We start from the raw sequence: 23,830 nt of genomic DNA on the forward strand, positions 1-23,830 counted from the left end.
AAGTATTATTATTTAATAATAAATTTTTGTATAATATAATAATTATATAGAAAAATAAATAAGAAAATATATAAAATTTTTAGGGGGGAGTTCATTTGGACCCATATACGTTGCAGATTGTTCTTCTTATTATATTAATAGTTTTATCAGGCTTTTTTTCAGCTTCAGAAACTGCTTTAATGTCTTTAAGTAAAATAAGAGTTAGACATATGGTTGATGAAAATGTAAAGGGAGCTAAGCTTTTAGAAAAGTTATTAGAAGACCCAAATAAGTTATTAGGTGGTATTTTAATAGGAAATAATATAGTCAATATAGGTGCATCATCTTTAGCATCAACACTTGCTTATAGAATATTTGGTGATGGTGGAGTTGCATTGGCAACTGGAGTTATGACAATATTAGTATTAATTTTCGGAGAAATAACACCTAAATCTTTAGCTAAGCAAAATGCCGAAAAAGTTTCCTTAGCTGTAGCGCCTATAATAAATATAGTTGTAATAGTTTTTAAACCTTTTGTATGGTTATTTACTTCAATATCTTCACTTATAGTAAAGCTTTTAGGTGGGGATTTAAATAAAAGTGAGCCTTTCATAACAGAGGAAGAATTAAAAACTATGGTAGATGTAAGTGAAGAAGAGGGCGTCCTTGAAGAAGAAGAAAAAGAGATGATATTTAACGTTTTTGAATTTGGAGATCTTCAAGTTAAAGATATAATGGTTCAAAGAGTAAATGTTGTTGCAGTTAATGTTACTTCTACATATGAGGAGATTCTTAAAGTTATAAAAGAACAACAATTTTCAAGAATACCTGTGTATAATGAATCAATTGACGACATAGTAGGTATTTTAAATGTTAAAGATTTAATACTTTTAGATAGCGATGAAAAAGACTTTAATGTAACAGACTATATGAGAGAGCCTTTTAGAACTTTTGAATTTAAGAAGATAACTGAACTTTTTGCAGAGATGAGAACTACAAGAAATCACATAGCTGTAGTATTAGATGAATATGGTGGAACAGTAGGTATTGTAACTATTGAGGATTTAATTGAGGAAATTGTAGGAGAAATTGAAGATGAATACGACGAAAGAGATAAGGATATAGAAGTTATAAAAGAAAATGAATTCGTTGTAGATGGTAGTACAAGACTTTCTGATTTAAGCGATATGATAGGATTTGATATAGAATCTGAAGAATTTGATTCTATTGGAGGATATGTGATTGGTTATTTAGGAAGAATGCCTGAAGTTGGAGAAGAAGTAAAAACAAATGACTTTAGGGTTATAGTTGAAGAGTTAGATAGAAATAGAATTAAAAAAGTTAGAGTATATACTTATAAGATAGAAAAAGAGGAGAGTTAAATGTGCTTAGTTTAGCTTTGGAAGAAGCAAAAAAAGCTAAAGAAAAAGGAGAAGTTCCTGTAGGTGCTATAATTGTAAAAGATGGAGAGGTTATTGCAAAAGCTCATAATTTAAGAGAAACCTTAAAGGATTCAACAGCACATGCTGAAATTCTTGCTATAAAGGAAGCCTGTAAAAAGTTAAATAATTGGAGGTTAAATGGTTGTGAAATGTATGTTACATTAGAACCATGTCCTATGTGTGCAGGAGCTATTTTACAAAGTAGAATTTCAAAAATATATATTGGTACATTTGATGAAAATACTGGAGCTTCTGGTTCTGTAATCAATATTCTTCAAAACCACAATCTGAATCATTTTCTTGAAGTTGTTTGGGAAAATGATGAGGAATGTAGTAAAATATTAACAGAATTTTTCAAAGATAGACGAGGGTAAGTAATGATTTACTTACCTTTTTTATGTTATACTGATGATACAAGTATTGGTGGGGGTGTAGTATGAATAAATTAGATATGATGGTAGGATATGAAATGAATTTTTATGAAAAGAAATTTGATGATAACATAAAAAAATTATCTTACTATATGCATAGATGTTTTAATGAAACTATTGGAGAAAAGGTTGCAGGAATAGCTATAGAAGAAAATCTTTTATATGCTTGGTCATACTATTTTATTACAATAGCAGATGAGGACCCTAATATTGGAGATAGAATAATGATGGGGCTTATAAATCATTTTAATACTTTATTAGAGGATGAAAATGTAAGAATAAATGGAAAAGAAGGCGCTAAGCTTATGATAGACCCATCCTTCTGTAGAGTATGGTTTGGTACAAGTTTAAATGTAATGTTAGTTAAAAAATATGGAGAAGAAGATTATAAGGAAGTATTTAATTATATAAAAGAAAATTATTTACAAAAAGAATGTAAAATAAGGTCTTTAAAAGTATCTTAATTATTTAAGTCAACAAATAAATTTTTATTTGTTGACTTTTTTATTATAAAAAATAATTTTATTAATGATTATTTTTACAATTACTTTTTACATAAATAAGCATTGTATCTCATATTATTTATAGAGAAATTTATAGATTATTAGGAGGTACTATTTTGAAAGAGGAACAATTTAATATAGAAACTCTTATAGTTACCATATTAATTATGCTTACAATTATAAATATAGATTTTGTTCATTTATCTAATGAAAATAATATAAATTTAGAAATAATAGAAGAAGAGAACGTTCCAATAATTTCAGAGGTATTTATAAGTGCAGAGGAGGCTAAGGAATGGGCAAGAGAAAAGGGAGCAACAGAGGAATTTTTATATCTTGCAGATTTATATTGGGAATATTCAAGTGAACATGGTGAGGTTAATCCTGCTTTAGCTTATGCACAGGCCGCTAAGGAAACAGCTTATGGTAATTTTGGGGGAGTTTTAGATTCTTCTTATAGAAATCCTTGTGGGTTAAAAACAAGTAGAGGAGGAAGTGATAGAGACCCTAAGGCACATATGAAGTTTGAAAGTTGGGATGATGGAGTAAAAGCTCATTTAGACCATTTAGCATTATATGCAGGAGCTATAGGATACCCTAAGGAAGAAACAAAGGACCCTAGGCATTTTGATAGTATATTAGGAAAAGCTGATTCTGTAATTGAGCTTAGTGAAAACTGGGCTCCTAGTGATACTTATGGAGAAGAAATTTTGAATATGTATAATGAAATGACCTTAGGTGCTATAAATGGTGGCATGGAAGTTATGAACGTGTATTAATTTTATTTATAAAAATAAGGTATAAATTCTATTTAAGAGAATTTATACCTTAATATATTTAAAGCTTAGGTTCCACAATAGGTTATATAAGGTTTATTATCTTTATTTGGTACCTTAGTGTATTTTTCTAAGTCCTTAGAATAGTTATAAGGATTTTTTAAGGCTTCTATTAAATCATTCATAAAGATAAAATCACCTTTTTCTGCTTTTTTAAGAGCTTCTTCAACTAAGTGATTTCTAGGAATTATATAAGGATTATTTTTACTCATTAAATCTCTTATTTCTTCACTTGTTTTATTTTCTTCTTTTAATCTGCTTTTCCAAAGCATATACCAATTTTTAAATTCTTCACTATTAAAAATTTCTTCTTCATTAAAGTTATTAGTTGTTAAAGAGACAAAAGTATTGGTAAAATCTGCTTTATACCTTTGCACTATGCTTAAAAGAGTATCTATTAACATTTCATCATTTTTCTTTTTAGTAAAAAGACCAAGTTTAGCTCTCATTTTATCAAACCAGTAATTTTCATATAACTTAGAGAAATTTGATAAAGATTTATTAGCTATATTAATAGCTTCTTCTTTATGGTTACTTAAAAGGGGTAACAATGCTTCAGAGAATCTAGCTAAATTCCATAAGGCCATATTAGGTTGATTTTTGTAGGAGTATCTACCTAAATAATCAATTGAGCTAAAAACTGTTTCTGTGTTATAAGTATCCATAAAGGCACAAGGGCCATAATCTATTGTTTCTCCTGATATAAGCATGTTATCTGTATTCATAACTCCATGAATAAATCCTACACTTTGCCATTTTGAAATAAGACTAGCTTGAAGTTTTATTACTTCTAAAAGGAATAATTCATATTTATTTTCTTTATCTATTAAATGAGGAAAATGCCTTTTTATTGTGTAATCAGCAAGACTTTTTAAGTCATCTAATTTTCCAAATTGATTAGCAAAAGAAAATGTTCCAACTCTTATATGGCTAGAGGCTATTCTTGTTAGTATAGCTCCTTGTTTAAATCCTTCTCTTAAAATTTCTTCACCAGTAGTTACCACAGCAAGACTTCTAGTTGTTGGTATTTTAAGTCCATACATTCCTTCACTTATTATATATTCACGAAGCATAGGGGAAAGGGCTGCCTTTCCATCTCCACCTCTTGAATATATTGTTCTTCCAGAGCCTTTTAATTCTATATCATATCTTTTTCCTTCTTTAGTTATATGTTCACCTAATAAAATAGCTCTTCCATCACCTAACATTGCGAAGTGCCCAAATTGATGACCAGCATAGGCTTGTGAAATAGGTGTTATTTCAGGAAAAGTTTTATTGCCTGAAAATATGCTAAGACCAAAGTCGCTATTTAAAATATCTTTATTAAGTCCAAGTTCCTTAGCTAAATCATCATTAAATTTAATTAATTTAGGATTTTTTGATATGCTAGGATTTTGTTTACTAAAGAATATATTAGGAAGAGTTAAGTAGGTGTTCTCTAGATTAAAACCTGTTTTTTCTTGAAAATCTTTTTTATTCATATATTTAAATCCTTTACCTTATAATTTATTTCAAACTTTATTCCATCCCTTATATTATGCTTAAAAATTTTTATTAAATTATAAAAATAAGATTTAAGTAGATTATATCACTAATAGTTTTAAAAAATTATTAAATATTAATTTTAGTGAAGAATTTATTTAATATAATTTTGAATTTAGTTTAAAAATAGTTTAAAAAATATTAAAAAATTACTGAGATTATTAATTATATATGGTATAATTTCAATACTAGTGTTAAACCTTATCAAAAAAGGAATATTAAGGCTAGATATTTTTTATGGGGGATGTAAAATGAAAAGAAAAATTTGTAAAGCGCTTATTTGTGCAACTTTAGTAACTTCTTTTGCAGGACTTTATTCAAGTAAAGTATATGCTTGGGATGGAAAAATTGATGGTACAGGAACTCATGCAATGATTGCAAAGCAAGGAATTTCTATTTTGGAAAATGATTTATCAAAGGATGAACCGGCTTACGTAAGAGAAAATTTAGAAATTTTAAAAAGCAACTTAAAAGAGTTTCAATTAGGTTCAACTTATCCTGACTATGATAAAAATGCTTATGATTTATATCAAGACCATTTCTGGGACCCTGATACAGAACATAACTTTTCAAAGGATAATAAATGGTATTTAGCTTATTCTGTTCAAGATACTGGAGAATCACAAATAAGAAAATTTTCAGCTTTAGCTAGATATGAGTGGCAAAGGGGTAATTATAAAGAGGCAACTTTTTATCTTGGAGAAGCTATGCATTATTTTGGAGATATAGATACTCCATATCATCCTGCAAATGTAACTGCTGTAGATAGCCCTGGGCATGTTAAGTTTGAAACTTTTGCAGAGGAAAGAAAAGAGCAGTATAAAATAGATACTGTAGGATGTAAAACAGATGAAAATTTTTATAAGGATATTTTAAAAAATGAAGATTTTAATTCTTGGTCAAAGGAATATGCAAGAGGATTTGCTAAGATAGGAAAGAATTTATATTATAGTCATGCTAGTATGAGTCATACATGGGAAGATTGGGATTATGCAGCAAAAATAACTTTAGCTAATTCTCAAAAAGGAACAGCAGGTTACATTTATAGATTTTTACATGATGTTTCAGAAAATAAAGAAGCTTCAATTGATAAAAATATAGATGAATTAGTTGCGTATATTTCAACTAGTAATGAAAAAGATGCAGGAACAAATGATTATATGTATTTTGGAATTAAGACTAAGGATGGAGAAAGTCAAGAGTGGGAAATGGACAACCCAGGAAATGATTTTATGACAGGAAGTAAAGATACTTATACCTTTAAGTTAAAGGATAAGAATATAAAGGCTTCTGATATTGAAAATATGTGGATTAGAAAAAGTAAATATACAGCTTTTCAAGATGATTATAAGCCTGAAAATATAAAGGTAATAGCTAATGGAAAAGTCATATTAGATAAAAATATAAATGAATGGATTGTAGGAAATTCAACTTACAGTATAAAATAAAAAAATGATTAATAGTTTTGGTGGTAATAAAAAATAAAAGCTTAAGAAAGAATATATTCTTTTTTAAGCTTTTATTTTATCTAATTTTATTAAAGTAATAATAAATGGATTTTAAGAATATAATCAATAAGAATATGCTTTTTATTTGGAGGATTAAATGAAAGTAGATGTAATTTCTGGGTTTTTAGGTTCTGGTAAAACTACTTTAATAAAAAAGCTTTTAGAAACCTTAATTATAAAGGAAAAGGTAGCTATTGTTGAAAATGAATATGGTGAAGTTGGAATTGATGGATTTTTACTTAAGGATAGCAAAATTGAGGTTAAGGAAATTAATTCAGGTTGTATATGTTGCACTATAAAAGGTGATTTTAAAAAGAGTATTTTAGAAATAATATCAAATTATAGACCAGATAGAATAATCATAGAACCTTCTGGAGTAGCTAATTTTTCTCAGGTTCTTGAATCTATAAAAGAAGCTAATATAGAGGGTTTAAGAATAAATATGAAGGTAACTATGGTTGATGCTCAAAATGTTCATATGTATATGAAAAATTTTGGAGAGTTTTATAAAAGCCAATTAATTATGGCAAATACAATAATATTAACTAGAGTTGAAAATCTTTCTGATGATGAGATTCTTAAAGTTTGTAAAGAAATAAAAAGTGTAAATAATAGAGCAAGTATTATAACTACAAGTTTAAATAAATTAAGTGCAGAAAGAATACTTCAAGTTTCTGAAAAAAAGATTGAGGATTTAATAGAGGGAGTAGATTTTAAAAGAAAGGGTATAAGGGCAGTTAAAAGAAGCTATGCTAATGAAGTTTTTGAAAATTGGGGTACAGAAACAGCAAAGGTTTTTAAAGAGTTAGAAATAAAAGAAATTTTAAAAGAGTTTCAAAGTAACAAGTATGGAGAAGTTTTAAGAGTTAAGGGAATAGTAAAGTCTAAGGAAGATAGGTGGCTTAAATTTGATTTTGTTCCTAAGGATATATCAATTTCAGACTATAAAGGAGATTATACAGGAAGAGTATGTGTTATAGGAAGAAATTTAAATAAAGAGGAAATAGAAAAATTATTTTTTTAAAAGGAGATTAGAGAGATGAAAAAATGTTCTGTTGATTTAGTAACAGGTTTTTTATCCTCAGGAAAAACTTCCTTTATAAATCATACTTTAGAGGGAGGCTTTAAAGATGAGATTTTAATAATACAGGGGGAAAAGGGTAAGGAATCTATAAATATTAAGAGAAAAAATATTAATATAAAAAATTATTTAGACATGGAAAAATTAGAGGAAGAAGACTTAATAAGAAGTATAAAGTTTTATGAACCTAAAAGAATTATTTTTGAGTGTAATGGAGTTATAAGTAGTAAAAAAATAATAGATAAAATAAGAGGAGATAAACTTAGAAATTATTTGAATTTAGACCTTGTAATTAATTTAATAGATATGACAACCTTTGATATGTTTTTGAAAAATATACCTTCTATGATAGTTCCAAACATATCTTTAAGTAATCTTATTATTTTAAACAAATGTGAATATATAAAAGGTGATTCTTTAAAAGAGTATAAGAGTATGATAGAGAAATTTAATAAAGATGCTCATATAGTGAATTGTATAGGTAAAAAGGAAAATAAAATGATTTTTAATAAGGAAAGATTAATAAAAAGGATGATGGCTTAAGTATGGCGTTTTTAAATAAATTTTCTATAGTTTTTTCAAGTATAGTAATAGAAGCTCTGCCCTTTATACTTATAGGGGCAGTTTTAGCTTCCTTTATGCAAGTTTATATATCAAAGGATATTTTCAATAAAATAATATGCAAAAATAAGCTTTTAGGTTCTTTGCAAGCAGGAGTTATAGGTATTTTTCTTCCAGTTTGTGAATGTGCTACAGTACCAATAACTAGAGGACTTTTAAGTAAAAAGGTTCCTTTAAATGTTGCTATAACCTATATGTTAGCTGCACCTATTGTTAATCCCTTAGTTATTTTATCAACTTACTATGCCTTTGGTGGAAATATGAAAGTTGTATTTTTAAGAGTTTTTATTGGATTTTCAGTAGCTGTTATAGCTGGAGTTATTATGCTTTACTTAAGTGAAGAAGGTAATATATTTATAAATAAAGAAGATAGCTTTGAAGAGGAAAAATGTTTTTGTGGATGTTCTGAAATAGAAGATAATTCTAGTAAAATAATAAAGCTTTTAAAGCATATATCCTTAGAGTTTTATGAAATAGGAAAATATTTTATAGTAGGAGCTTCTTTAGCAGCAATTTTTCAAAGTTTTGTACCAAGAGGAATAATTTTTTATTTTGAAAATAATCAAGTTTTATCTATAATAACTCTTATGATTTTTTCATTTTTAATTTCTCTATGTTCAGAAGCTGATGCTTTTGTTGCAAGTACTTTTATGAATAGATTTTCTTTAGGGGCAGTAACTAGTTTTTTAGTAGTTGGTCCTATGATAGATTTAAAAAATACTATTATGCTTTTTTCAACATTTAAGAAGTCTTTTGTTTTTAAGCTTTTATTTGTAGTATTTGCACTTTCTTTTATATTTTCAGTTCTTATATTTTAAGGAGGGAATTTTATGAGAAAGTTTAATTTTGGAGAATTTATATGGTTTTTATTAATTTTAGTCTTAGAGTATTTAATAGTTAAGATGATACTTAGCGAAAAGATTTTTTTGATAATATCAAAGGATATGAAGATATATGTTATTTTAACCTTAATAATATTGTCTTTTATTTTGATAATTCAATTTTTTAATATTTTTAAGGTTTCAACTAGAAAAAAATTTAAGGGAGGATATTTAATTTTTCTTTTTGCAATAATTATGTTAAGTATATCAGTAAGAAGTGATATTAAAGAAATTTCTTTAGATTTAAAGGGAGTTAAATTACAACATGGAATTCATAAGGAAGAAAATCACTTACATTCTCATGAAGAAATTAAAAATTCAGATGTTTTAGTTTCTAATGAAGAGAATTTTCATAGTTTTATAGAGGAGTTAAGTGTTAACTTAGATGAATTTTTAGGAAAAGAAATTTATATGGAAGGACTTTTTTATTTAAGTTCTGATTATGAAAGGGGAGAATTTGCTATAACACAGATAGATATGACTTGTTGTATAGTGGATTCTATGTATTTAGGAGTTCTTTGTAGGGGAGATATTAAAGAAATTAAAAATGGAAGTGAAATAAAAATAAAGGGAGTAGTTGAATCAAAGGAGATAAGAAATGAATTTGGAGAAATAGTAACTGTTCCAATTATAAATGTTTCTTATACAGATACTTTACAATAAATTTATATTTTGAATTTAATATATAATGTATAAATAAGAATTTTAAGAAAAGCCTATAAGTGAGGTTTTTATTGATTTTCTTATTTTTTATTTTAAAGAGAGATATTTACTTTTCAGTATTGAATTGCTTAGCTTTATATGTTAGAATGAGAAAGTATTACAAATTAATATTATTTATATGGAGAGATGTCCGAGTGGCCGAAGGAGCACGCCTGGAACGCGTGTGTAGGGGAAACTCTACCGAGGGTTCGAATCCCTCTCTCTCCGCCAATGCCGTACTAGATGGGGAGTTAGCGGTGCCCTGTAACCTGCAATCCGCTACAGCAGGATCGAAGTCCTCATAGAGGCTCTAGCTTGTGAAGTCTGCCCTATGTAAGTGGTGTTGAGAGTTGGGCCCCACGCAATGGAAACCTGTGAACCTCGTCAGGTCTGGAAGGAAGCAGCGATAAGCAGTCATTTTCATGTGCCGTGGATACGTCTGGCTTGAGCTAACTGCATAGGTAACGTTCATAAGTTATTGTCGAAGTGAGGTGTACGGTTTATTTATGCAAATTTAACTCTTAACAGTAAAATGTTAAGAGTTTTTTTATTTTTTAAAATTTCTAAACTGTTTATTAACAAAACATTAATAAAATCCTTTGTGCTTGTTGGTATAATTATAAGAGAATACTTATGATAAATATATGGAGGAAGCTATTATGAGGAAAATTTTATTGGGTATAATGTGGATAGTTATGTCCTTTTTTATTTTAGGATGTTCTAACATGGAAAAAAATTTATATGGTTTTTTTAATGATAAGAACATTGAGGAAAAGTATAAAGATAAAGAAAAATATATTCAAAAACTTTCCTCTACTATTGTAAATATGAGAGTAGATGGGTCAATAAATAATATGAGAGAGGTTAGTGAAACAGGCAAAATAGATAGTAAACTATTTTCACAATTAGAAGTTTCAGATAATTTTTTTCAATGTCTTATAGATGACTTTAATAATTTAAGCGTTCCAGAGGAGTTTTCTACATATAATGAGGAGATATTAGATAATTTAAAAAAAGCTAAGGATTCCTTAGATGTAATGTTAGTTTCTAAAGATGAAAATTCTATAAAAGAAAATGCTAAGGTTTTTATTCAGAGTAATAAGGAAATATCTAATATAGTTGATAGGTTATTAATATACTACGAAAATTGTTAAATTAAAGAAACTATTAAGAAATTAAAGGGATTTTATCTTATTTATACTTTTTAAAGAAATTTATTAGTATTATAACAATAAATTGTATTGACTTTTTTTGGTTTAGCAATTAAAATTCTAGTAAGATAATAATTTGAAATTTGGAGAATGGTATTATGAAAAATATAAACTTAACTAAAGCTTCAAAACTAAATACCTTTTACTTTAGCTATTATAGTTAAGTTTGCGTTTATGATACATAAGAATTCATAGATGCAAGCTAAGGTTTGTATCTATGATGGCTAAGTTTAATATGCATGTAGGCCACATAGATAAATACTATGTGGCTTTTTTATTTAGGCAATAGGGCCACATAGTTTTACACTATGTGGCTTTTTTATATAAAAAAATAAATTTAGATTGGGGTTGGAAAACATGAAAAAAAACAGAGATATATTAATAATAGGATTTGCTTTGTTTTCTATATTCTTTGGGGCAGGAAACCTAATTTTTCCTCCATACATAGGATTAACATCTGGAAGTCAATGGATTATAAGTTTTTTAGGATTTATAATTTCAGATGTAGGAATAATATTTTTATCTATAGTTGCTATATCTAAGGCAGGCTCATTCCAAGGTGTTGTGGGAAGAGCTGGTAAGAGATTTGGTATAACTTTAGAAATTTTAATGATGCTTTGTCTAGGGCCTATATTAGTAGTTCCAAGAACTGCTGCAACAACTTTTGAGATGAGTATTGCACCAATTTTTAGTGGTGTAAATCCATATATTTTTTCAATTATATTCTTCTTAGTAGTTTTTGCTTTAACAATAAAGCCTAATAAAGTTATGGACATAATAGGAAAGGTATTAACACCTTTATTATTAATAGCCTTAGCAATATTAATAATAAAAGGTATTGTAAGTCCTATTGGCGAGTTAGCAAAGGTTAATTCAGGAGAATTATTTATGACAGGTATTACTCAAGGATATCAAACAATGGATGCTTTAGGAACAGGAGGAATTGTTGCTCTTGTTATGGCTTCCTTAGCAAGTAAAGGGTATAAAGATAAAAAAGAAAATAGAATACTTACTATAAAGTCAGCTTTAATTGCATGTATTGGACTAGCTATTGTTTATGGTGGATTAACATATTTAGGGGCTACAGCTTCAACTTTATATGATAGTAATATTTCACAAACAACTTTACTTATGAACATAACAAATAAGATATTAGGTTCAACAGGAACAATAATGTTAGCTGTAGTAATAGGTTTAGCTTGTCTTACAACTGCAGTTGGATTAACATCAGTTACTGCTAAGTATTTTGAGGATGTTTCTAATAAAAAATTAAAGTATAAGTATGTAGTAATAGCAATATGTGTATTTAGTGCATTTTCTTCAAATTTAGGAGTTGATAAAATAATAGAAATAGCAGTTCCTATATTAAGTTTAATTTATCCAGTATCAATTCTTTTAGTACTAATGAAAATATTTGATAAGTTATTCCCAAGTGATGCAGTTGTAAAAGGTGCAACTTATGCAACTCTTTTAATAAGTTTACTTACTGTAATTGATAGTTTAGGAATTAAGATAGATTTAGTACATAAATTACCTTTTGCAAATTTAGGATTTAACTGGGTTGTTCCTGCAATAATTGGAGGATTAATAGCTGCAATTATATGTAGGAAAAAGGAAGTACTGCCTTTAGAAGAATCCTACTAAAATTAAAAAAACAAAGCTCTTTAAAAGAGCTTTGTTTTTTTAGTTTAAATTTTTTTATAGTCTATAAACTTAAACTTAATATTATTTTCTTCATAAATACAACTTTCATAGGTTTTTATTAATTTTTCATAATTTAAATTTGGAAAGTAAGTATCACCATTAAATTCTTTTAATACTTCGGTTATATAAAATTTTGAGCTATGTTTTAAAAGCTCTGAGTAAATTTTTCCTCCACCTATTACAAAAACTTCTTCTTTGCTATTTTTATAATCTGAAATAACATCTTTTAAATCATTATAGATTATTACTGAGTTATTTTTGCAAGAAAAGTTTTTATCTCTAGTTAAAACTAAATGAGTTCTATAAGGTAGTATAAAGGGTAAAGATTCAAAGGTTTTTCTACCCATTAATATTTTTTTACCCATAGTAATTTCTTTAAATCTTTTTAAATCGCTTGGAATATTCCAAGGCATTTTATTGTTAATTCCTATGATATTATTAATACTTTTGGCAACAATTATAGAAAACATAAAAAATCCTTTCTAAATATAAATACTATTAAAGATAATTATATATTTATTTTTAGAAAATAAAATATTAATCATGATATAATAATTTAACTAAGAAAAATATAAAAAAGTGTAGCAGGTATTACAGTTTGTTTTGATGTATAATGATTATATGTTAATACAAGCTTAGAGAGGTGAATAATTTGGCATATAAAGCTTTGTATAGAGAATGGAGACCACAGACCTTTAAGGATGTTGTGGGACAGGAACATATAACAACTACTTTAAAGAATCAAATAATAAATGATAGAATAGCTCATGCATATTTATTTTGTGGAACAAGAGGAACAGGTAAGACATCAACTGCTAAGGTTTTTGCAAAGGCTTTAAATTGTTTAGATTTAAAGGATGGTGAACCATGCAATGAGTGTGAAATGTGTAAAAAAATAAATGAAGGGCTAGCGATAGACATAACAGAACTTGATGCAGCTTCAAATAATGGAGTAGATAACATAAGAGATATAATTGAAGATGTTCAATATCCACCACAGGAAGCTAAATATAAAGTTTACATAATGGATGAGGTGCATATGCTTTCAATGGGAGCTGTTAATGCATTTTTAAAGACTTTAGAGGAGCCACCAAAAAATGTGGTTTTTATTTTAGCAACAACAGACCCACAAAAATTACCTATAACTATATTATCAAGATGTCAAAGATTTGATTTTAAAAGAATTAGTAGAAAAGACATAACGGCAAGGCTTAGAAAAATAGTTACAGAGCAAGGTGTTTTTTGTGATGATAAAAGCTTAGATTTAGTTGCAAGAGTTTCTGATGGAGCTATGAGAGATTCACTAAGTATATTAGATCAAGCTATATCAATAGGTGATGGAAAGGTGGATTATGATGAATTAGTTTCAATGCTAGGACTTGTAACTAATGATAATCTATTTAAAATAGTTGATTCTATAATAAAGAGAGATATTGAAAGTGCTATGGAAATAATAGAAGAATTAGTTCTCTCAGGAAAGGATTTAACTCTTTTTATAAAGGATTTAATAGTTCATTACAGAAATCTTCTTATGATAAAGGTTACTTTAAATCCAGAGGAGGTTTTAGATACTGCAGAGGAAAATATAGAAAAGTTGAAGCTTCAAGGTGCTAAGTTAAAAGTTGAGGAAATTATGAGATGCATAAGAATTATGCAAGATTGTGATGAAGAGGCTAAACTTAGCAAACAAGCTAGAGTTTATTTAGAATTAGCAGTAATAAAAATGTGTAAAATAGAGTATGATACATCTAAGGAAGTTCTATTATCTAGAATAAATAAATTAGAGCAAATTATAAAAAGTGGAAATATAATAGTTAATACAAACTCACAATTAGAAAAGCCTAAAGTTATAAATGAAAATAATAGAAATCAAAGGCTTTTAAATAATGAAAAAGATAAAGAAGTTAAGAGCTTAAATTATGAAGTTGTAAATGAAAATTCAACTTTGACACCAGATTATTTAAGGAAGGTTTGGAAAGATATACTTGAAACTTTTAAGAGTAGAGGAAAGTATATGGTTTATATAGCTTTAGCTAGAGGGATAAGTAAGGTTTCCTGCAATAAGGGAGTTGTTGAATTTAGATATAATTATGAATATAGACATAATAAAGAAAGACTTGAAAAACCTGATTTTTCTAAGATTGTAAATGAAGTTTTTTCTGAGGTCTTGAAAGAGCCTGTAAAAGTTGTATATAGTGTTGAAAAAGGAACTGAAGAAGAAAAAGATAAGGAAGCTGATTTAGAAGCTAGACTTGCAGGTATTATGGGAGATGGCCTTGAAATAGTTGATGAATAGAATAATTTGTAACCAAATAATTATGGTTAATCATATATTATAGTAAATTTTTCAAAAATGCTATATAATATTAAAGAGTTAATTTTTTAAGGAGGATATAAGTATGGCAAGAGGTGGATTCCCAGGCGGAATGGGAAATATGAATAATTTAATGAAGCAAGCACAAATGCTTCAAAAGCAAATGCAATCAATGCAAGAAGAAATCGAAGCAACAGAATTCGAAGGCTCAGCTGGCGGCGGTGCAGTTGTTGCAAAAGTTAACGGTAAGAAAGAATTAATCGCACTTAATATAAAGCCAGAAGTTGTAGATCCAGATGATGTTGAAATGTTAGAGGACCTAGTTTTCACAGCTGTTAAGCAAGCTTTAGAAAAAGCTACTGAAGAAACTTCAGAGAAAATGGGTAAATTAACTGGCGGAATGGGAATGCCAGGATTATTCTAATATAATACTTATTAAATTTAAAAACTCTGCTGAAACTATCAGCGGAGTTTTTTATAAATATAGAGTTTATTTTAATAGATAGGAGGAAGAAATATGGAATTTTATCCTGTAGCTATAGAGAAGTTAATTGAAGAGTTTGCTAAATTACCTAGCATAGGAAAAAAGTCAGCTCAAAGATTAACTTTACATATTTTAAACATGCCAAAGGAAGAAGTTGAAGAATTTGCTAATGCTTTAATTAAAGCAAGAGGTACTATTAAGTATTGTTCAGTTTGTGGTAACTTTACAGATACAGACCCTTGTGCAATTTGTTCGAATCCTAACAGAGATAAGGATATAATTTGTGTTGTTGAACAACCAAAAGATATTATGACTATGGAAAAAGTTAAAGAATTTAATGGATTATATCATGTTTTACATGGAACAATTTCTCCGATGCAAGGTAGAGGGCCACAAGATATAAGAATAAGAGAATTAGTAGCTAGAATGAGTGGAGATATAAAAGAGGTTATTGTAGCTACTAATCCTACAATTGATGGAGAAGCTACGGCAATGTATATATCAAAAATATTAAAACCTTTAGATGTTAAGGTTACTAGAATAGCAGCGGGAATACCTGTTGGTGGAGATTTAGAATATGCAGATGAAGTAACTTTATCAAAAGCTTTAGAGGGAAGAACAGTAATTTAATATATAAATATTCTATAAATATCTGTAATGCATGAATATAACTTGGATATTTGGGTAATAATTCCAAAAGAATAAGTTGGAGGTGTTATTATGGATAAAAGAAAAATTTCTAATTACTTAATTAAAAAAATAGATTATTCAAAGGAAGAAAAAGAAATATTAGATGCCATAGAACAGACTATTTTGGAGATGGAAGTTGCAAGGTCAGCCTTTCAAAATGCTTATGATGATAAACTTATAGAATCTTTAATATATAAAGAGCAAGATATTAATGCAAGATATGAATATTTAATAAGAGAAGCAAAAAAAAGAGGAATAAAAGTTGGGATTGAGCATATATTTAAGAATACTAGAATAAGCATAATTTAAAAAGGGATGGTATATTAATGGATATAGGAAATTTATCCTTAGATGATATAGTTATTTTAATTATAGGTGTACTTGCTGCACTTCTAATTTTAAGATTAATATTTGGGTCTATAAGAAAGATAATTGGTTTAGTTATAAATGGTCTTTTTGGAGCAGTACTACTTTTAATAGTTAACTATTTTGGGGCATATTTTGGAATAACTATAGGTATAAATTTGTTAACAGCTTTAATTGCTGGAATATTAGGAATACCAGGAGTTGTATTAATGGTGTTATTTCAAATTTTTATAGCATAAAAAAACAGGTGATTTTCACCTGTTTTTTTTATTTAAGTCATTGGAAGGAGATTGTTTTGACAATTATTAAGGAGGAATCCAATTACTTCTTTCTTATTCTAAGGAGAGGAGTAGCCAAAGTAAGAAGTAATTAGTCTTAATATAAATATATGCTTAAAATAAAAAATTGCTACTTAAATCATAAAATCTTTTAAAGAAAAGTATATTTTATATATACTATAAATTTAAATGTGGAGAGTTTTGTTTATGAGTAATTTTAGTTTTGTTTATGATAAAAAATATTTAGATAAATATAAGTATAAAAATATTAGAATTGGTATTTTTTTAGGGTCTTTGTACTTCTTTTTATTAGGAAACTATGCGTTAATAAGAAACTTAAAATTAAATAAATCTTTTTTAGAGATTTCCATAATAAATAAATGTTTTTCCTTAAGCGATATAGATAAGTTTTTTCTTTTTTTAATTTTAGCTTTTACAGTTAATTTTATATTTTCTCATAAGGGTACTAGTTTAGTTTCATCTAAAATATTTAAGTATGAACATAATTATTTTTATATAAAGATAATGACAATACTAAAAATATCTATTATTCCTTATGTTTTAAATATGCTTTTAAAGTTTTTTTTATATTTTAAATATAGAGAGGAATTTCCTATTGGGTTATTTATATTAAGCTTTTTTTATATATTAAGTTTAATACTGTTTTTTCTTAGTATAATAATATTTATGAATTTTTTAATAAAGGATAGTCTTTTAGCAGGTGTTTTTCCTATATTTTTTGTAGAGGGATTAATATTTTTCTTTTTTATAAGTGAACTTTTAATAAGTGATAAACTAATAAAGTTAAGAATGTTTTTAATTAGTATAGGGGAGTTTCTTCTTAAAATATTTGAAATTTTTAATTTGGATTTTCAAATAAATTCATTTAGTATATCAAGACAGGTTATAAATATTTTTATTATAAATGCAATTTCATTAATATTTATAATCTTATCAAAAGTAGTTTTTAGAAATATAAAGGTAGTAAATATTTCTAATATATATTTCTTTAAAAGTATTAGATATTTCGTTTATTTTTTTATGAGTTTATTAATAAGTTTTATTTCAGTTCATGGAATAGGATATTTATTAATAATGTTAATGCCTAGAATATCTTATGTTCAAGGAACTTTTATAGTTAATCTTTTATCTTTAGTATTTTTTATAATATTTTTTGTGATTTTAGAAATAAGCTATAGAATTATTATGAGTAAAAGAAGAAAAAAACTTGAACATTTATATAATATTAAAAATTTAAGTAGAGCTATACAGTTAGCAGAAGATATGTCTATTTAAATATTCTTTTTATTTTTAATAAAAGAAAGTGTGATATACTTTTATTATTAAAAATTTGGAGGGTTATTATGGCTGTTGGAACAAGTATAAATTGTAAGTATTGTATAGACTTTAAAAATAATAAATGTGATGGAACTGAAAAAAATTGTTTGTGTAGAGTTTGTCCAAGAAATTTAGGACAATGTATTTGTGTTAAATACTGTAGAGAAACAGAATCAGTATTATTTTGGGGTGAAGAAGAGGAATAATTTAGTATAAAAAAACTTTCTTAGAAAATAATAATAATAAATACTTCTCTAAGAAAGGAGATTTTTTATATGACTATAAGTGAGGAGTTTAATCATATAGCAGAAAATTGTTTTGATTTTTCATCTAGACATAGGGAAGCTGTATCTTCAATGGATTCTTGTAAAAGTTGTTTAAATTGTAATGAATTTAGATGCGGAACTTGTTCAAGAGAAATGGAAAGAAAATTTAACATTTTACAAGATATTATTTAAATTTAAAAAAGCCCTAATATATTAGGGCTTTTGTTTTATGCCATTTTTAATAACATAGATTTTAGTATAGAAGTTGAGTTTTTAACTCCTATAGCTGTAAATTCAGCAAAATCCATATGTGCTCCATTATTTGCATTATCAGATATTGATCTTATAACTAAGAATGGAATATTGTTTAAGTAACATACATGAGCGATACTTGCTCCTTCCATTTCACAGGCTAAAGCAGAAAATTCTTTTTCTAACCATTTAACTTTATCTAAATCAGCAACAAATTGATCTCCTGTTACTATTCTTCCAGTAAAGCTATTGATTTCATCATTTTCTTTACAAGCCTCTTCACAAAGTTTTATTAATTCTTCAGAAGATTTAAAATCAAAGGTATCTAGTCTAGGGATTTGTCCAATAGGGTCTCCAAAAGCTGAAGTATCCATGTCGTATTGTACTAATGAATTACCTATAACAACATCTCCAGGGTAGATATTCATACCTATACCACCAGCAACACCAACATTTATTATTTTATTAACTTTATATTCACTTATTAATATTTGTGTGCAAACTGCAGCGTTAACTTTACCTATACCACAAACAACAGCTACAACTTCTTGTCCCCAAAGAGTTCCTTTGTGGAATGTCATATTAGCTTTAGTTTCTTTAGATTTAACTTCCATATCTTTTAAAAGTATTTCTAATTCTTCGCTCATAGCAGCGATTATTCCTAATGTCATTTTAATGCCTCCTCAAATTAAATTCATAAAGTTATTATATATTAAAAAATAAGCATATCATAGGAATTTAAATACTTTTAATAAGTAGTTTTATTGTTTTTTATATATGAATTTAATAAATTTACATATATAAAAACTTTTTGACTAAATTATATGATAGTATATATGAAAAACTTTATTTATATTAGTTTATATAAATAAAGTAAATTTCTATATATAATTTATATAGAACATAAATTAGATTTTTACACATAGGGAAAATTTTAAAGTTTAAGAAGGAGAGAATTTTTATGTCAAAACATTCATTGTCAAGAACAGAGCTTTTAGTAGGAGAAGAAGCTTTAGAGAAATTATCCAAAAGTAAGGTTATGGTATTTGGAGTTGGGGGAGTAGGAAGCTTTGCTGTAGAGGCTTTAGCAAGAGCAGGAATTGGAAATCTGATTTTAGTTGATAATGATACAGTTTGTATAACTAATTTAAACAGACAAATACATGCTACATATGATACTGTAGATAAAAATAAAGTTGATGTTATGAAAGAGAGAATACTTTCAATAAATAAAGATTGTAATGTGGAAACAATACAAATTTTTGTTACACCAGATAATTTAGACGAAATAATACCAGAGGATGTAGATTATATAGTTGATGCTATTGATACCATTTCATCTAAAATAGCTCTTGCAGTTTATTGTGAGAAAAAAGGTATAAAGCTTATAAGTTCTATGGGAACAGGAAATAAATTAAACCCAGCTGAATTTAAAGTTTCTGATATATATAATACAAAGGTATGTCCTTTAGCTAAGGTTATGAGATATGAGCTTAGAAAAAGAGGAGTTAAAAAGTTAAAGGTTGTATATTCAGAAGAGATGCCAAGAAAGCCTAAAAGTTTTAACGAAGAGGAATCCTCAAAAAAAGAACAAAATGAAAACAATGATAAAACCATTATAAAGAAAAGACAAACACCTGGTAGTATGTCTTTTGTTCCACCAGTTGCAGGTATGATAATGGCTTCAGAAGTGGTTAAGGATTTAATAAAAGAATATATATAGTTTGAATAAATTTTTAGGTTATATCAAAATATAAACTTAGTTATTTTGATATAACCTAAATTTTATTTATTAAATTAAAAATAATTTTTAGCTTAAAAGTATAAAGAAGTTTTACATACTTAGAGTATATAATTTAAGCATTAAATAAATTTTTTGTGTTATAATTTTAATGTTTTTGTTTTATAAATACTACTCTAAATTTTATATTTTTATAGCTTAAAGTGATTTAATTTAATAATATAAATATGGTAAGATTTTTTATTTATTAAATGATAAGGAGAAGTAATAATGAATAGTAAAAAGCAAAATTATGTTGCATTAGCTTTTCTATTTATAATGATGATCTTAGCAGCTATAGTTGAAAATACTAAGGGTATATTTATCCCTGTTTTTAAACAGGAATTTGGAGTAAACGATAATACTATAAGTAATTTACTTATATCAACTTCAGCTGCATACATGGTCTTAACATTTATAGGTGGAATGCTATGTGAAAAATTTGGACAAAAGAAAGTATTTTTAACAGGATTAGTAGTTATATTTTTATCTCTTATATTTTTATCTTTTACAAGAAACTACTTAATGTTATATACGGGGACAGTTGTAAGTAGTGCTGGTATAGCTTTAGTTGCAATATCTTGTAATACGGTACTCCCTATACTAGCTTTAACTGCACAAAATGTAATAATGAATGTTATGCATGCTTGTTATGGTTTAGGTTCTTCAGTAGGGCAAGGGCTTTTTGGAGCTTTAACAGCAAGAGGTGTTAACTGGAGAACAATATACTTTTTTGTTGGACTAATTTATTTAGCAGTATTTATCTGTTTTATATTTGTAAAGATACCTAGAACTGAAGTTGTTAAGGAAAAAGATAAGATGACTTTAGTAGAAGCTCTATCAAATAAAATAATTATAGCCTATATGCTTGCTTTAGGTTTATATGTATTTACAGAGCAAGGTATATCAAACTGGTTCGTAAATTATATGAAGTACGGGTATAATATAAATGAACAAAGAGCAGGAATGTATCTATCTTTATTTTTTGCTATCTTTACAATTGGAAGATTGTTTGGAGGTTTTGTAGTAGAAAAAAGAGGATATTTTAACATACTATATAAAACATTAATAGTAGGTGCTGTGCTTTGTATATTAGGTTTAGTTTTAGGTAGAAGTGGTATGGTTATAATATCTTTATCAGGATTGTTCTTCTCAATAACATTCCCAACTACAGTTTTAACAATAAGTAAGGTGTTTAATAAAAATGTTGCTTATATAACAGGAATAGTAATAACATCTGCAAGTTTAGTAGGAATGATATTAAATAAAGTAATTGGTATTTTAAATGAGAGTATAGGACCTGAAAAAGCTTTTTATATTATACCTGCAAGTGCAATTTTATCTGCAATATTAATGTTCTACTTATATGTAAAAACCAAGAAAGAGCTAGTAAAATAAAAATATAAATTTGGAGAGTAGAGTATGTCTTTTGATAAAAATGTATTTATAGAAGCAATAAGAGGAAACAATAGAGAGTACGTTATAAAAGATAAAATTGGAATAATTTTAGGGAGATTTTTTTTAAAGGACCTAGATAATAAAAATAAAAAAGCAGATGTTAAATTTAAGTTTTATAAAGAAGAAAACTATATGCTTATGAAGGAAACTTTAAAAAAGATTCTAAAGGTTTTATTTGCTGAAAAAGACATATATAAAATAAATCTTTTTGTATCGGATATAAAAAATTTTAGTGTCTATTTAGACTTAGGTTTTATGCTTGAAGGAATTTTATCAGATAATGTTTGTGTGAACGGCGTAAAAAAGGATGAATATATACTTGGTATAAATTCAAATGACTTTAAGGATAAAGTGAAATTAGTTAATTTTCAATTAAATACTAAGAATTTAACTATTAAAAACTTAACACCAGAAAATACTGAGGAAATGTTAGCTTATTATATAAGAAACGAAAAGCATTTAAAACAATATGAGCCAACAAGGGACAGTAGTTTTTATACTTATGAGGGGCAAAAGGAAATTTTAACGGAAAGTTTTAGGCAATTTATAGATGGTACATCTATTGACTTAGGAATATTTAAAGATGAAAAGTTAATAGGAAAAATAAAATTATCTAACATAGTATATGGAATACTTAGAAGTGCTTTCGTTGGATATTCAATAGATAAAGAATATCAAGGAAGAGGATATATGAAAGAGGCATTAAGAAAGGTTTGTAACTATGCTTTTTATGAGATGAATTTGCATAGATTAGAAGCATCAACTTTAATAGATAACGATAGATCACAAGGGGTACTAAAAAGTTGTGGTTTTAATGAGTTAGGTATTAGTAAAAAATATTTATATATAAATGGAGAGTGGAGAGACCACAAAATATTTTATAAGATAAATAATGATTTATAGAACTTTAAGGAGGAGCAAAGTTGTCTCTAAATACTAAAAATAATCTTTATAAAGAGATACTAGACAGGATAGATAAAGGAGGAAATTGGGAGATGATAGTTGTAGATGGAGTTGTTGGAGTAGGAAAAAGTACTTTGATGAACATCTTAGCGGAAAGGGGATTAATAGCTTATGAGGAGCCAGTTGTGGACAATCCTATATTAGAAAAATTCTATTATGATAGAAATAGATACTCTTTTCCACTTCAAGTATTTTTCTTAAATAAAAGATTTAAACATATAAAAGAAGCAGGTCTTGTAGAAAATTCTGTTATGGACAGAAGTATATATGGTGATGTTATATTTGCTAAAATGCTTTGCGAAAGTGGAGAAATGACTGTTGAAGAGTTTGAATTATATAAAGAGCTTTTAGAAAATATGTTAGAGCATGTTAAAGCTCCTAAACTAATGGTATATTTAGAAATATCAGTAGATGAAGCTATGAAAAGAATTCAGAAGAGGGGGAGAGATTACGAACAAGTAGTAGAAAGAGAATATTGGGAAAAATTAAATAAAGAGTATAGAGAGTATTTTGAAAACTACGATGTGTCTCCTATATTAAGAATAAATGTAGATGAGTTAGATTTTGAGAATGTACCAGAAGATAGGGAGTATGTTCTAAACTTAATAGATAAAAAGCTAGAAGAATTAGAAAAAAACAAATAAATCTATGCAAAAAGAAGAGGATATAAAATTATTCTCTTCTTTTTACTTTATAATTATATTTTTTCTTTTTATAATACTTATGAATATTTAATCTAAAAGTGGTAATGATAATAAAGAATTAATTATTAATTTAAGCTTTTAATATAGATTAATAATACAAAACTATCCATAAATGAATACTTATTGAATATAATATCTATAAACTTTTCCTAGCGTATCAATATATGATATATAAAGAAAATAAAAGAATTCAAAAGTTAAATTTGGATATTTTTAAAAAACACACCTAAAAATTAAATTAAATTAAATAAATGATGATAAGATAATACCTGTCGCTAAGGACTGGCAACAAAAAAAGACATTAAGTTGAAAGAAAACAACTTAAAAAACTTTTTTTAAAAAGTGTTGACAAAGTTCGAAAGTGATGATAAAATAAAGAAGTCGCTTGAGGGCGACAAAGAAATGGTCTTTGAAAATTAAACAGAAGATATTAACATAAACCAGCAATTCTTTTATAAGTAATATGAGTATAGATTAAACTTTTAAATTGAGAGTT

General features: G+C 26.8%; 26 protein-coding genes, 1 tRNA gene and 1 other RNA gene. 25 read left to right on the plus strand and 3 right to left on the minus strand.

Going from position 1 to position 23,830, the window contains the following annotated elements; translation table 11 throughout:
• Window positions 1-95: 95 nt before the first annotated feature.
• The 4 genes from AC4FRL_RS11050 (at window position 96) to AC4FRL_RS11065 (ending at window position 3,134) form a co-directional block, all read left to right on the plus strand.
• Entirely contained in the window at window positions 96-1,361 is a 1,266-nt protein-coding gene (locus AC4FRL_RS11050) for an HlyC/CorC family transporter (RefSeq protein WP_491140287.1), read from the plus strand.
• A 2-nt stretch (window positions 1,362-1,363) separates the two neighbouring features.
• On the plus strand, window positions 1,364-1,795 hold the full coding sequence (locus tag AC4FRL_RS11055; RefSeq protein ID WP_491140288.1) for a nucleoside deaminase: 432 nt from the start codon (window positions 1,364-1,366) through the stop codon (window positions 1,793-1,795).
• A gap of 62 nt (window positions 1,796-1,857) precedes the next feature.
• Entirely contained in the window at window positions 1,858-2,316 is a 459-nt protein-coding gene (locus AC4FRL_RS11060) for a hypothetical protein (RefSeq protein ID WP_491140290.1), read from the plus strand.
• A gap of 155 nt (window positions 2,317-2,471) precedes the next feature.
• Window positions 2,472-3,134 carry a glucosaminidase domain-containing protein gene (locus tag AC4FRL_RS11065; protein WP_491140292.1) on the plus strand — a complete coding sequence of 221 codons (663 nt, stop codon included), beginning with the start codon at window positions 2,472-2,474 and terminating at the stop codon, window positions 3,132-3,134.
• A gap of 65 nt (window positions 3,135-3,199) precedes the next feature.
• Here AC4FRL_RS11065 and AC4FRL_RS11070 read toward each other — a convergent pair whose 3' ends face one another.
• Window positions 3,200-4,672 (minus strand): protein adenylyltransferase SelO, encoded by a 1,473-nt coding sequence (locus tag AC4FRL_RS11070; RefSeq protein ID WP_491140294.1) that lies wholly within the window; start codon window positions 4,670-4,672, stop codon window positions 3,200-3,202.
• 312 nt (window positions 4,673-4,984) lie between these two features.
• On the opposite strand from AC4FRL_RS11070, the gene AC4FRL_RS11075 reads away from it, so the two are divergent.
• The 9 genes from AC4FRL_RS11075 (at window position 4,985) to brnQ (ending at window position 12,381) form a co-directional block, all read left to right on the plus strand.
• A complete protein-coding gene (locus AC4FRL_RS11075; RefSeq protein WP_491140295.1) occupies window positions 4,985-6,181 on the plus strand; it encodes a phospholipase C in 1,197 nt (398 codons plus the stop codon).
• A 157-nt stretch (window positions 6,182-6,338) separates the two neighbouring features.
• Window positions 6,339-7,265 carry a CobW family GTP-binding protein gene (locus AC4FRL_RS11080; RefSeq protein WP_491140297.1) on the plus strand — a complete coding sequence of 309 codons (927 nt, stop codon included), beginning with the start codon at window positions 6,339-6,341 and terminating at the stop codon, window positions 7,263-7,265.
• A 15-nt stretch (window positions 7,266-7,280) separates the two neighbouring features.
• A complete protein-coding gene (locus tag AC4FRL_RS11085) occupies window positions 7,281-7,865 on the plus strand; it encodes a GTP-binding protein (protein WP_491140298.1) in 585 nt (194 codons plus the stop codon).
• A 2-nt stretch (window positions 7,866-7,867) separates the two neighbouring features.
• The gene (locus AC4FRL_RS11090) at window positions 7,868-8,761 is read left to right on the plus strand and encodes a permease (protein WP_491140300.1); all 894 of its coding nucleotides are present in this window, start codon (window positions 7,868-7,870) and stop codon (window positions 8,759-8,761) included.
• 12 nt (window positions 8,762-8,773) lie between these two features.
• On the plus strand, window positions 8,774-9,487 hold the full coding sequence (locus AC4FRL_RS11095) for a TIGR03943 family putative permease subunit (RefSeq protein ID WP_491140302.1): 714 nt from the start codon (window positions 8,774-8,776) through the stop codon (window positions 9,485-9,487).
• 180 nt (window positions 9,488-9,667) lie between these two features.
• Window positions 9,668-9,757, plus strand: a tRNA-Ser gene (locus AC4FRL_RS11100).
• 3 nt (window positions 9,758-9,760) lie between these two features.
• Window positions 9,761-10,025: signal recognition particle sRNA large type (gene ffs / locus AC4FRL_RS11105), an RNA gene on the plus strand.
• Window positions 10,026-10,185: 160 nt separating this feature from the next.
• The gene (locus AC4FRL_RS11110; protein WP_491140304.1) at window positions 10,186-10,680 is read left to right on the plus strand and encodes a hypothetical protein; all 495 of its coding nucleotides are present in this window, start codon (window positions 10,186-10,188) and stop codon (window positions 10,678-10,680) included.
• Between the two features lie 414 nt (window positions 10,681-11,094).
• Window positions 11,095-12,381, plus strand: coding sequence for a branched-chain amino acid transport system II carrier protein (gene brnQ, locus AC4FRL_RS11115; protein WP_491140305.1), 1,287 nt, complete (start codon window positions 11,095-11,097; stop codon window positions 12,379-12,381).
• Between the two features lie 44 nt (window positions 12,382-12,425).
• On the opposite strand, the gene AC4FRL_RS11120 is transcribed toward brnQ, so the two are convergent.
• Window positions 12,426-12,911 (minus strand): dihydrofolate reductase, encoded by a 486-nt coding sequence (locus AC4FRL_RS11120; RefSeq protein WP_491140307.1) that lies wholly within the window; start codon window positions 12,909-12,911, stop codon window positions 12,426-12,428.
• A 182-nt stretch (window positions 12,912-13,093) separates the two neighbouring features.
• Here AC4FRL_RS11120 and dnaX point away from each other — a divergent pair, with 182 nt between their 5' ends.
• The 8 genes from dnaX to AC4FRL_RS11160 all read left to right on the plus strand — a co-directional run bounded on the left by dnaX (window position 13,094) and on the right by AC4FRL_RS11160 (window position 18,369).
• Entirely contained in the window at window positions 13,094-14,737 is a 1,644-nt protein-coding gene (dnaX, locus tag AC4FRL_RS11125) for a DNA polymerase III subunit gamma/tau (protein WP_491140308.1), read from the plus strand.
• A 103-nt stretch (window positions 14,738-14,840) separates the two neighbouring features.
• The gene (locus AC4FRL_RS11130; RefSeq protein ID WP_491140309.1) at window positions 14,841-15,179 is read left to right on the plus strand and encodes a YbaB/EbfC family nucleoid-associated protein; all 339 of its coding nucleotides are present in this window, start codon (window positions 14,841-14,843) and stop codon (window positions 15,177-15,179) included.
• Window positions 15,180-15,272: 93 nt separating this feature from the next.
• A complete protein-coding gene (recR, locus tag AC4FRL_RS11135) occupies window positions 15,273-15,869 on the plus strand; it encodes a recombination mediator RecR (protein ID WP_491140311.1) in 597 nt (198 codons plus the stop codon).
• 90 nt (window positions 15,870-15,959) lie between these two features.
• Window positions 15,960-16,238: a YaaL family protein gene (locus AC4FRL_RS11140; RefSeq protein ID WP_491140312.1), complete on the plus strand. Its 279-nt coding sequence runs from the start codon at window positions 15,960-15,962 to the stop codon at window positions 16,236-16,238.
• 17 nt (window positions 16,239-16,255) lie between these two features.
• Entirely contained in the window at window positions 16,256-16,534 is a 279-nt protein-coding gene (locus AC4FRL_RS11145; RefSeq protein ID WP_491140313.1) for a pro-sigmaK processing inhibitor BofA family protein, read from the plus strand.
• A 246-nt stretch (window positions 16,535-16,780) separates the two neighbouring features.
• Window positions 16,781-17,869: a hypothetical protein gene (locus AC4FRL_RS11150; RefSeq protein WP_491140315.1), complete on the plus strand. Its 1,089-nt coding sequence runs from the start codon at window positions 16,781-16,783 to the stop codon at window positions 17,867-17,869.
• Between the two features lie 68 nt (window positions 17,870-17,937).
• On the plus strand, window positions 17,938-18,117 hold the full coding sequence (locus AC4FRL_RS11155; protein WP_491140316.1) for a hypothetical protein: 180 nt from the start codon (window positions 17,938-17,940) through the stop codon (window positions 18,115-18,117).
• Between the two features lie 69 nt (window positions 18,118-18,186).
• Window positions 18,187-18,369 carry a hypothetical protein gene (locus tag AC4FRL_RS11160; RefSeq protein ID WP_491140317.1) on the plus strand — a complete coding sequence of 61 codons (183 nt, stop codon included), beginning with the start codon at window positions 18,187-18,189 and terminating at the stop codon, window positions 18,367-18,369.
• Between the two features lie 35 nt (window positions 18,370-18,404).
• Here AC4FRL_RS11160 and AC4FRL_RS11165 read toward each other — a convergent pair whose 3' ends face one another.
• Entirely contained in the window at window positions 18,405-19,100 is a 696-nt protein-coding gene (locus tag AC4FRL_RS11165) for a 5'-methylthioadenosine/adenosylhomocysteine nucleosidase (RefSeq protein ID WP_491140318.1), read from the minus strand.
• Between the two features lie 290 nt (window positions 19,101-19,390).
• On the opposite strand from AC4FRL_RS11165, the gene AC4FRL_RS11170 reads away from it, so the two are divergent.
• The 4 genes from AC4FRL_RS11170 to AC4FRL_RS11185 all read left to right on the plus strand — a co-directional run bounded on the left by AC4FRL_RS11170 (window position 19,391) and on the right by AC4FRL_RS11185 (window position 23,274).
• Window positions 19,391-20,152: a tRNA threonylcarbamoyladenosine dehydratase gene (locus AC4FRL_RS11170; RefSeq protein WP_491140319.1), complete on the plus strand. Its 762-nt coding sequence runs from the start codon at window positions 19,391-19,393 to the stop codon at window positions 20,150-20,152.
• Window positions 20,153-20,440: 288 nt separating this feature from the next.
• Window positions 20,441-21,607 carry an MFS transporter gene (locus AC4FRL_RS11175; RefSeq protein ID WP_491140320.1) on the plus strand — a complete coding sequence of 389 codons (1,167 nt, stop codon included), beginning with the start codon at window positions 20,441-20,443 and terminating at the stop codon, window positions 21,605-21,607.
• A gap of 24 nt (window positions 21,608-21,631) precedes the next feature.
• Window positions 21,632-22,570: a GNAT family N-acetyltransferase gene (locus AC4FRL_RS11180; RefSeq protein WP_491140321.1), complete on the plus strand. Its 939-nt coding sequence runs from the start codon at window positions 21,632-21,634 to the stop codon at window positions 22,568-22,570.
• Window positions 22,571-22,590: 20 nt separating this feature from the next.
• On the plus strand, window positions 22,591-23,274 hold the full coding sequence (locus AC4FRL_RS11185) for a deoxynucleoside kinase (protein WP_491140322.1): 684 nt from the start codon (window positions 22,591-22,593) through the stop codon (window positions 23,272-23,274).
• Window positions 23,275-23,830 lie beyond the last annotated feature (556 nt).

The organism is Clostridium sp. TJA032, from assembly GCF_058310275.1.

Bases quoted from the DNA above. Each gene is read 5' to 3' on its own strand.
- AC4FRL_RS11145 (WP_491140313.1), top strand. From the start codon at position 16,256: ATGGATATAGGAAATTTATCCTTAGATGATATAGTTATTTTAATTATA.
- AC4FRL_RS11140 (WP_491140312.1), top strand. From the start codon at position 15,960: ATGGATAAAAGAAAAATTTCTAATTACTTAATTAAAAAAATAGATTAT.
- AC4FRL_RS11080 (WP_491140297.1), top strand. From the start codon at position 6,339: ATGAAAGTAGATGTAATTTCTGGGTTTTTAGGTTCTGGTAAAACTACT.
- AC4FRL_RS11090 (WP_491140300.1), top strand. From the start codon at position 7,868: ATGGCGTTTTTAAATAAATTTTCTATAGTTTTTTCAAGTATAGTAATA.
- AC4FRL_RS11085 (WP_491140298.1), top strand. From the start codon at position 7,281: ATGAAAAAATGTTCTGTTGATTTAGTAACAGGTTTTTTATCCTCAGGA.
- AC4FRL_RS11075 (WP_491140295.1), top strand. From the start codon at position 4,985: ATGAAAAGAAAAATTTGTAAAGCGCTTATTTGTGCAACTTTAGTAACT.
- AC4FRL_RS11160 (WP_491140317.1), top strand. From the start codon at position 18,187: ATGACTATAAGTGAGGAGTTTAATCATATAGCAGAAAATTGTTTTGAT.
- brnQ (WP_491140305.1), top strand. From the start codon at position 11,095: ATGAAAAAAAACAGAGATATATTAATAATAGGATTTGCTTTGTTTTCT.
- AC4FRL_RS11150 (WP_491140315.1), top strand. From the start codon at position 16,781: ATGAGTAATTTTAGTTTTGTTTATGATAAAAAATATTTAGATAAATAT.
- AC4FRL_RS11110 (WP_491140304.1), top strand. From the start codon at position 10,186: ATGAGGAAAATTTTATTGGGTATAATGTGGATAGTTATGTCCTTTTTT.
- recR (WP_491140311.1), top strand. From the start codon at position 15,273: ATGGAATTTTATCCTGTAGCTATAGAGAAGTTAATTGAAGAGTTTGCT.
- AC4FRL_RS11180 (WP_491140321.1), top strand. From the start codon at position 21,632: ATGTCTTTTGATAAAAATGTATTTATAGAAGCAATAAGAGGAAACAAT.
- AC4FRL_RS11095 (WP_491140302.1), top strand. From the start codon at position 8,774: ATGAGAAAGTTTAATTTTGGAGAATTTATATGGTTTTTATTAATTTTA.
- AC4FRL_RS11070 (WP_491140294.1), bottom strand. From the start codon at position 4,672: ATGAATAAAAAAGATTTTCAAGAAAAAACAGGTTTTAATCTAGAGAAC.
- AC4FRL_RS11130 (WP_491140309.1), top strand. From the start codon at position 14,841: ATGGCAAGAGGTGGATTCCCAGGCGGAATGGGAAATATGAATAATTTA.
- AC4FRL_RS11060 (WP_491140290.1), top strand. From the start codon at position 1,858: ATGAATAAATTAGATATGATGGTAGGATATGAAATGAATTTTTATGAA.
- AC4FRL_RS11155 (WP_491140316.1), top strand. From the start codon at position 17,938: ATGGCTGTTGGAACAAGTATAAATTGTAAGTATTGTATAGACTTTAAA.
- AC4FRL_RS11175 (WP_491140320.1), top strand. From the start codon at position 20,441: ATGAATAGTAAAAAGCAAAATTATGTTGCATTAGCTTTTCTATTTATA.
- AC4FRL_RS11165 (WP_491140318.1), bottom strand. From the start codon at position 19,100: ATGACATTAGGAATAATCGCTGCTATGAGCGAAGAATTAGAAATACTT.
- AC4FRL_RS11120 (WP_491140307.1), bottom strand. From the start codon at position 12,911: ATGTTTTCTATAATTGTTGCCAAAAGTATTAATAATATCATAGGAATT.
- AC4FRL_RS11170 (WP_491140319.1), top strand. From the start codon at position 19,391: ATGTCAAAACATTCATTGTCAAGAACAGAGCTTTTAGTAGGAGAAGAA.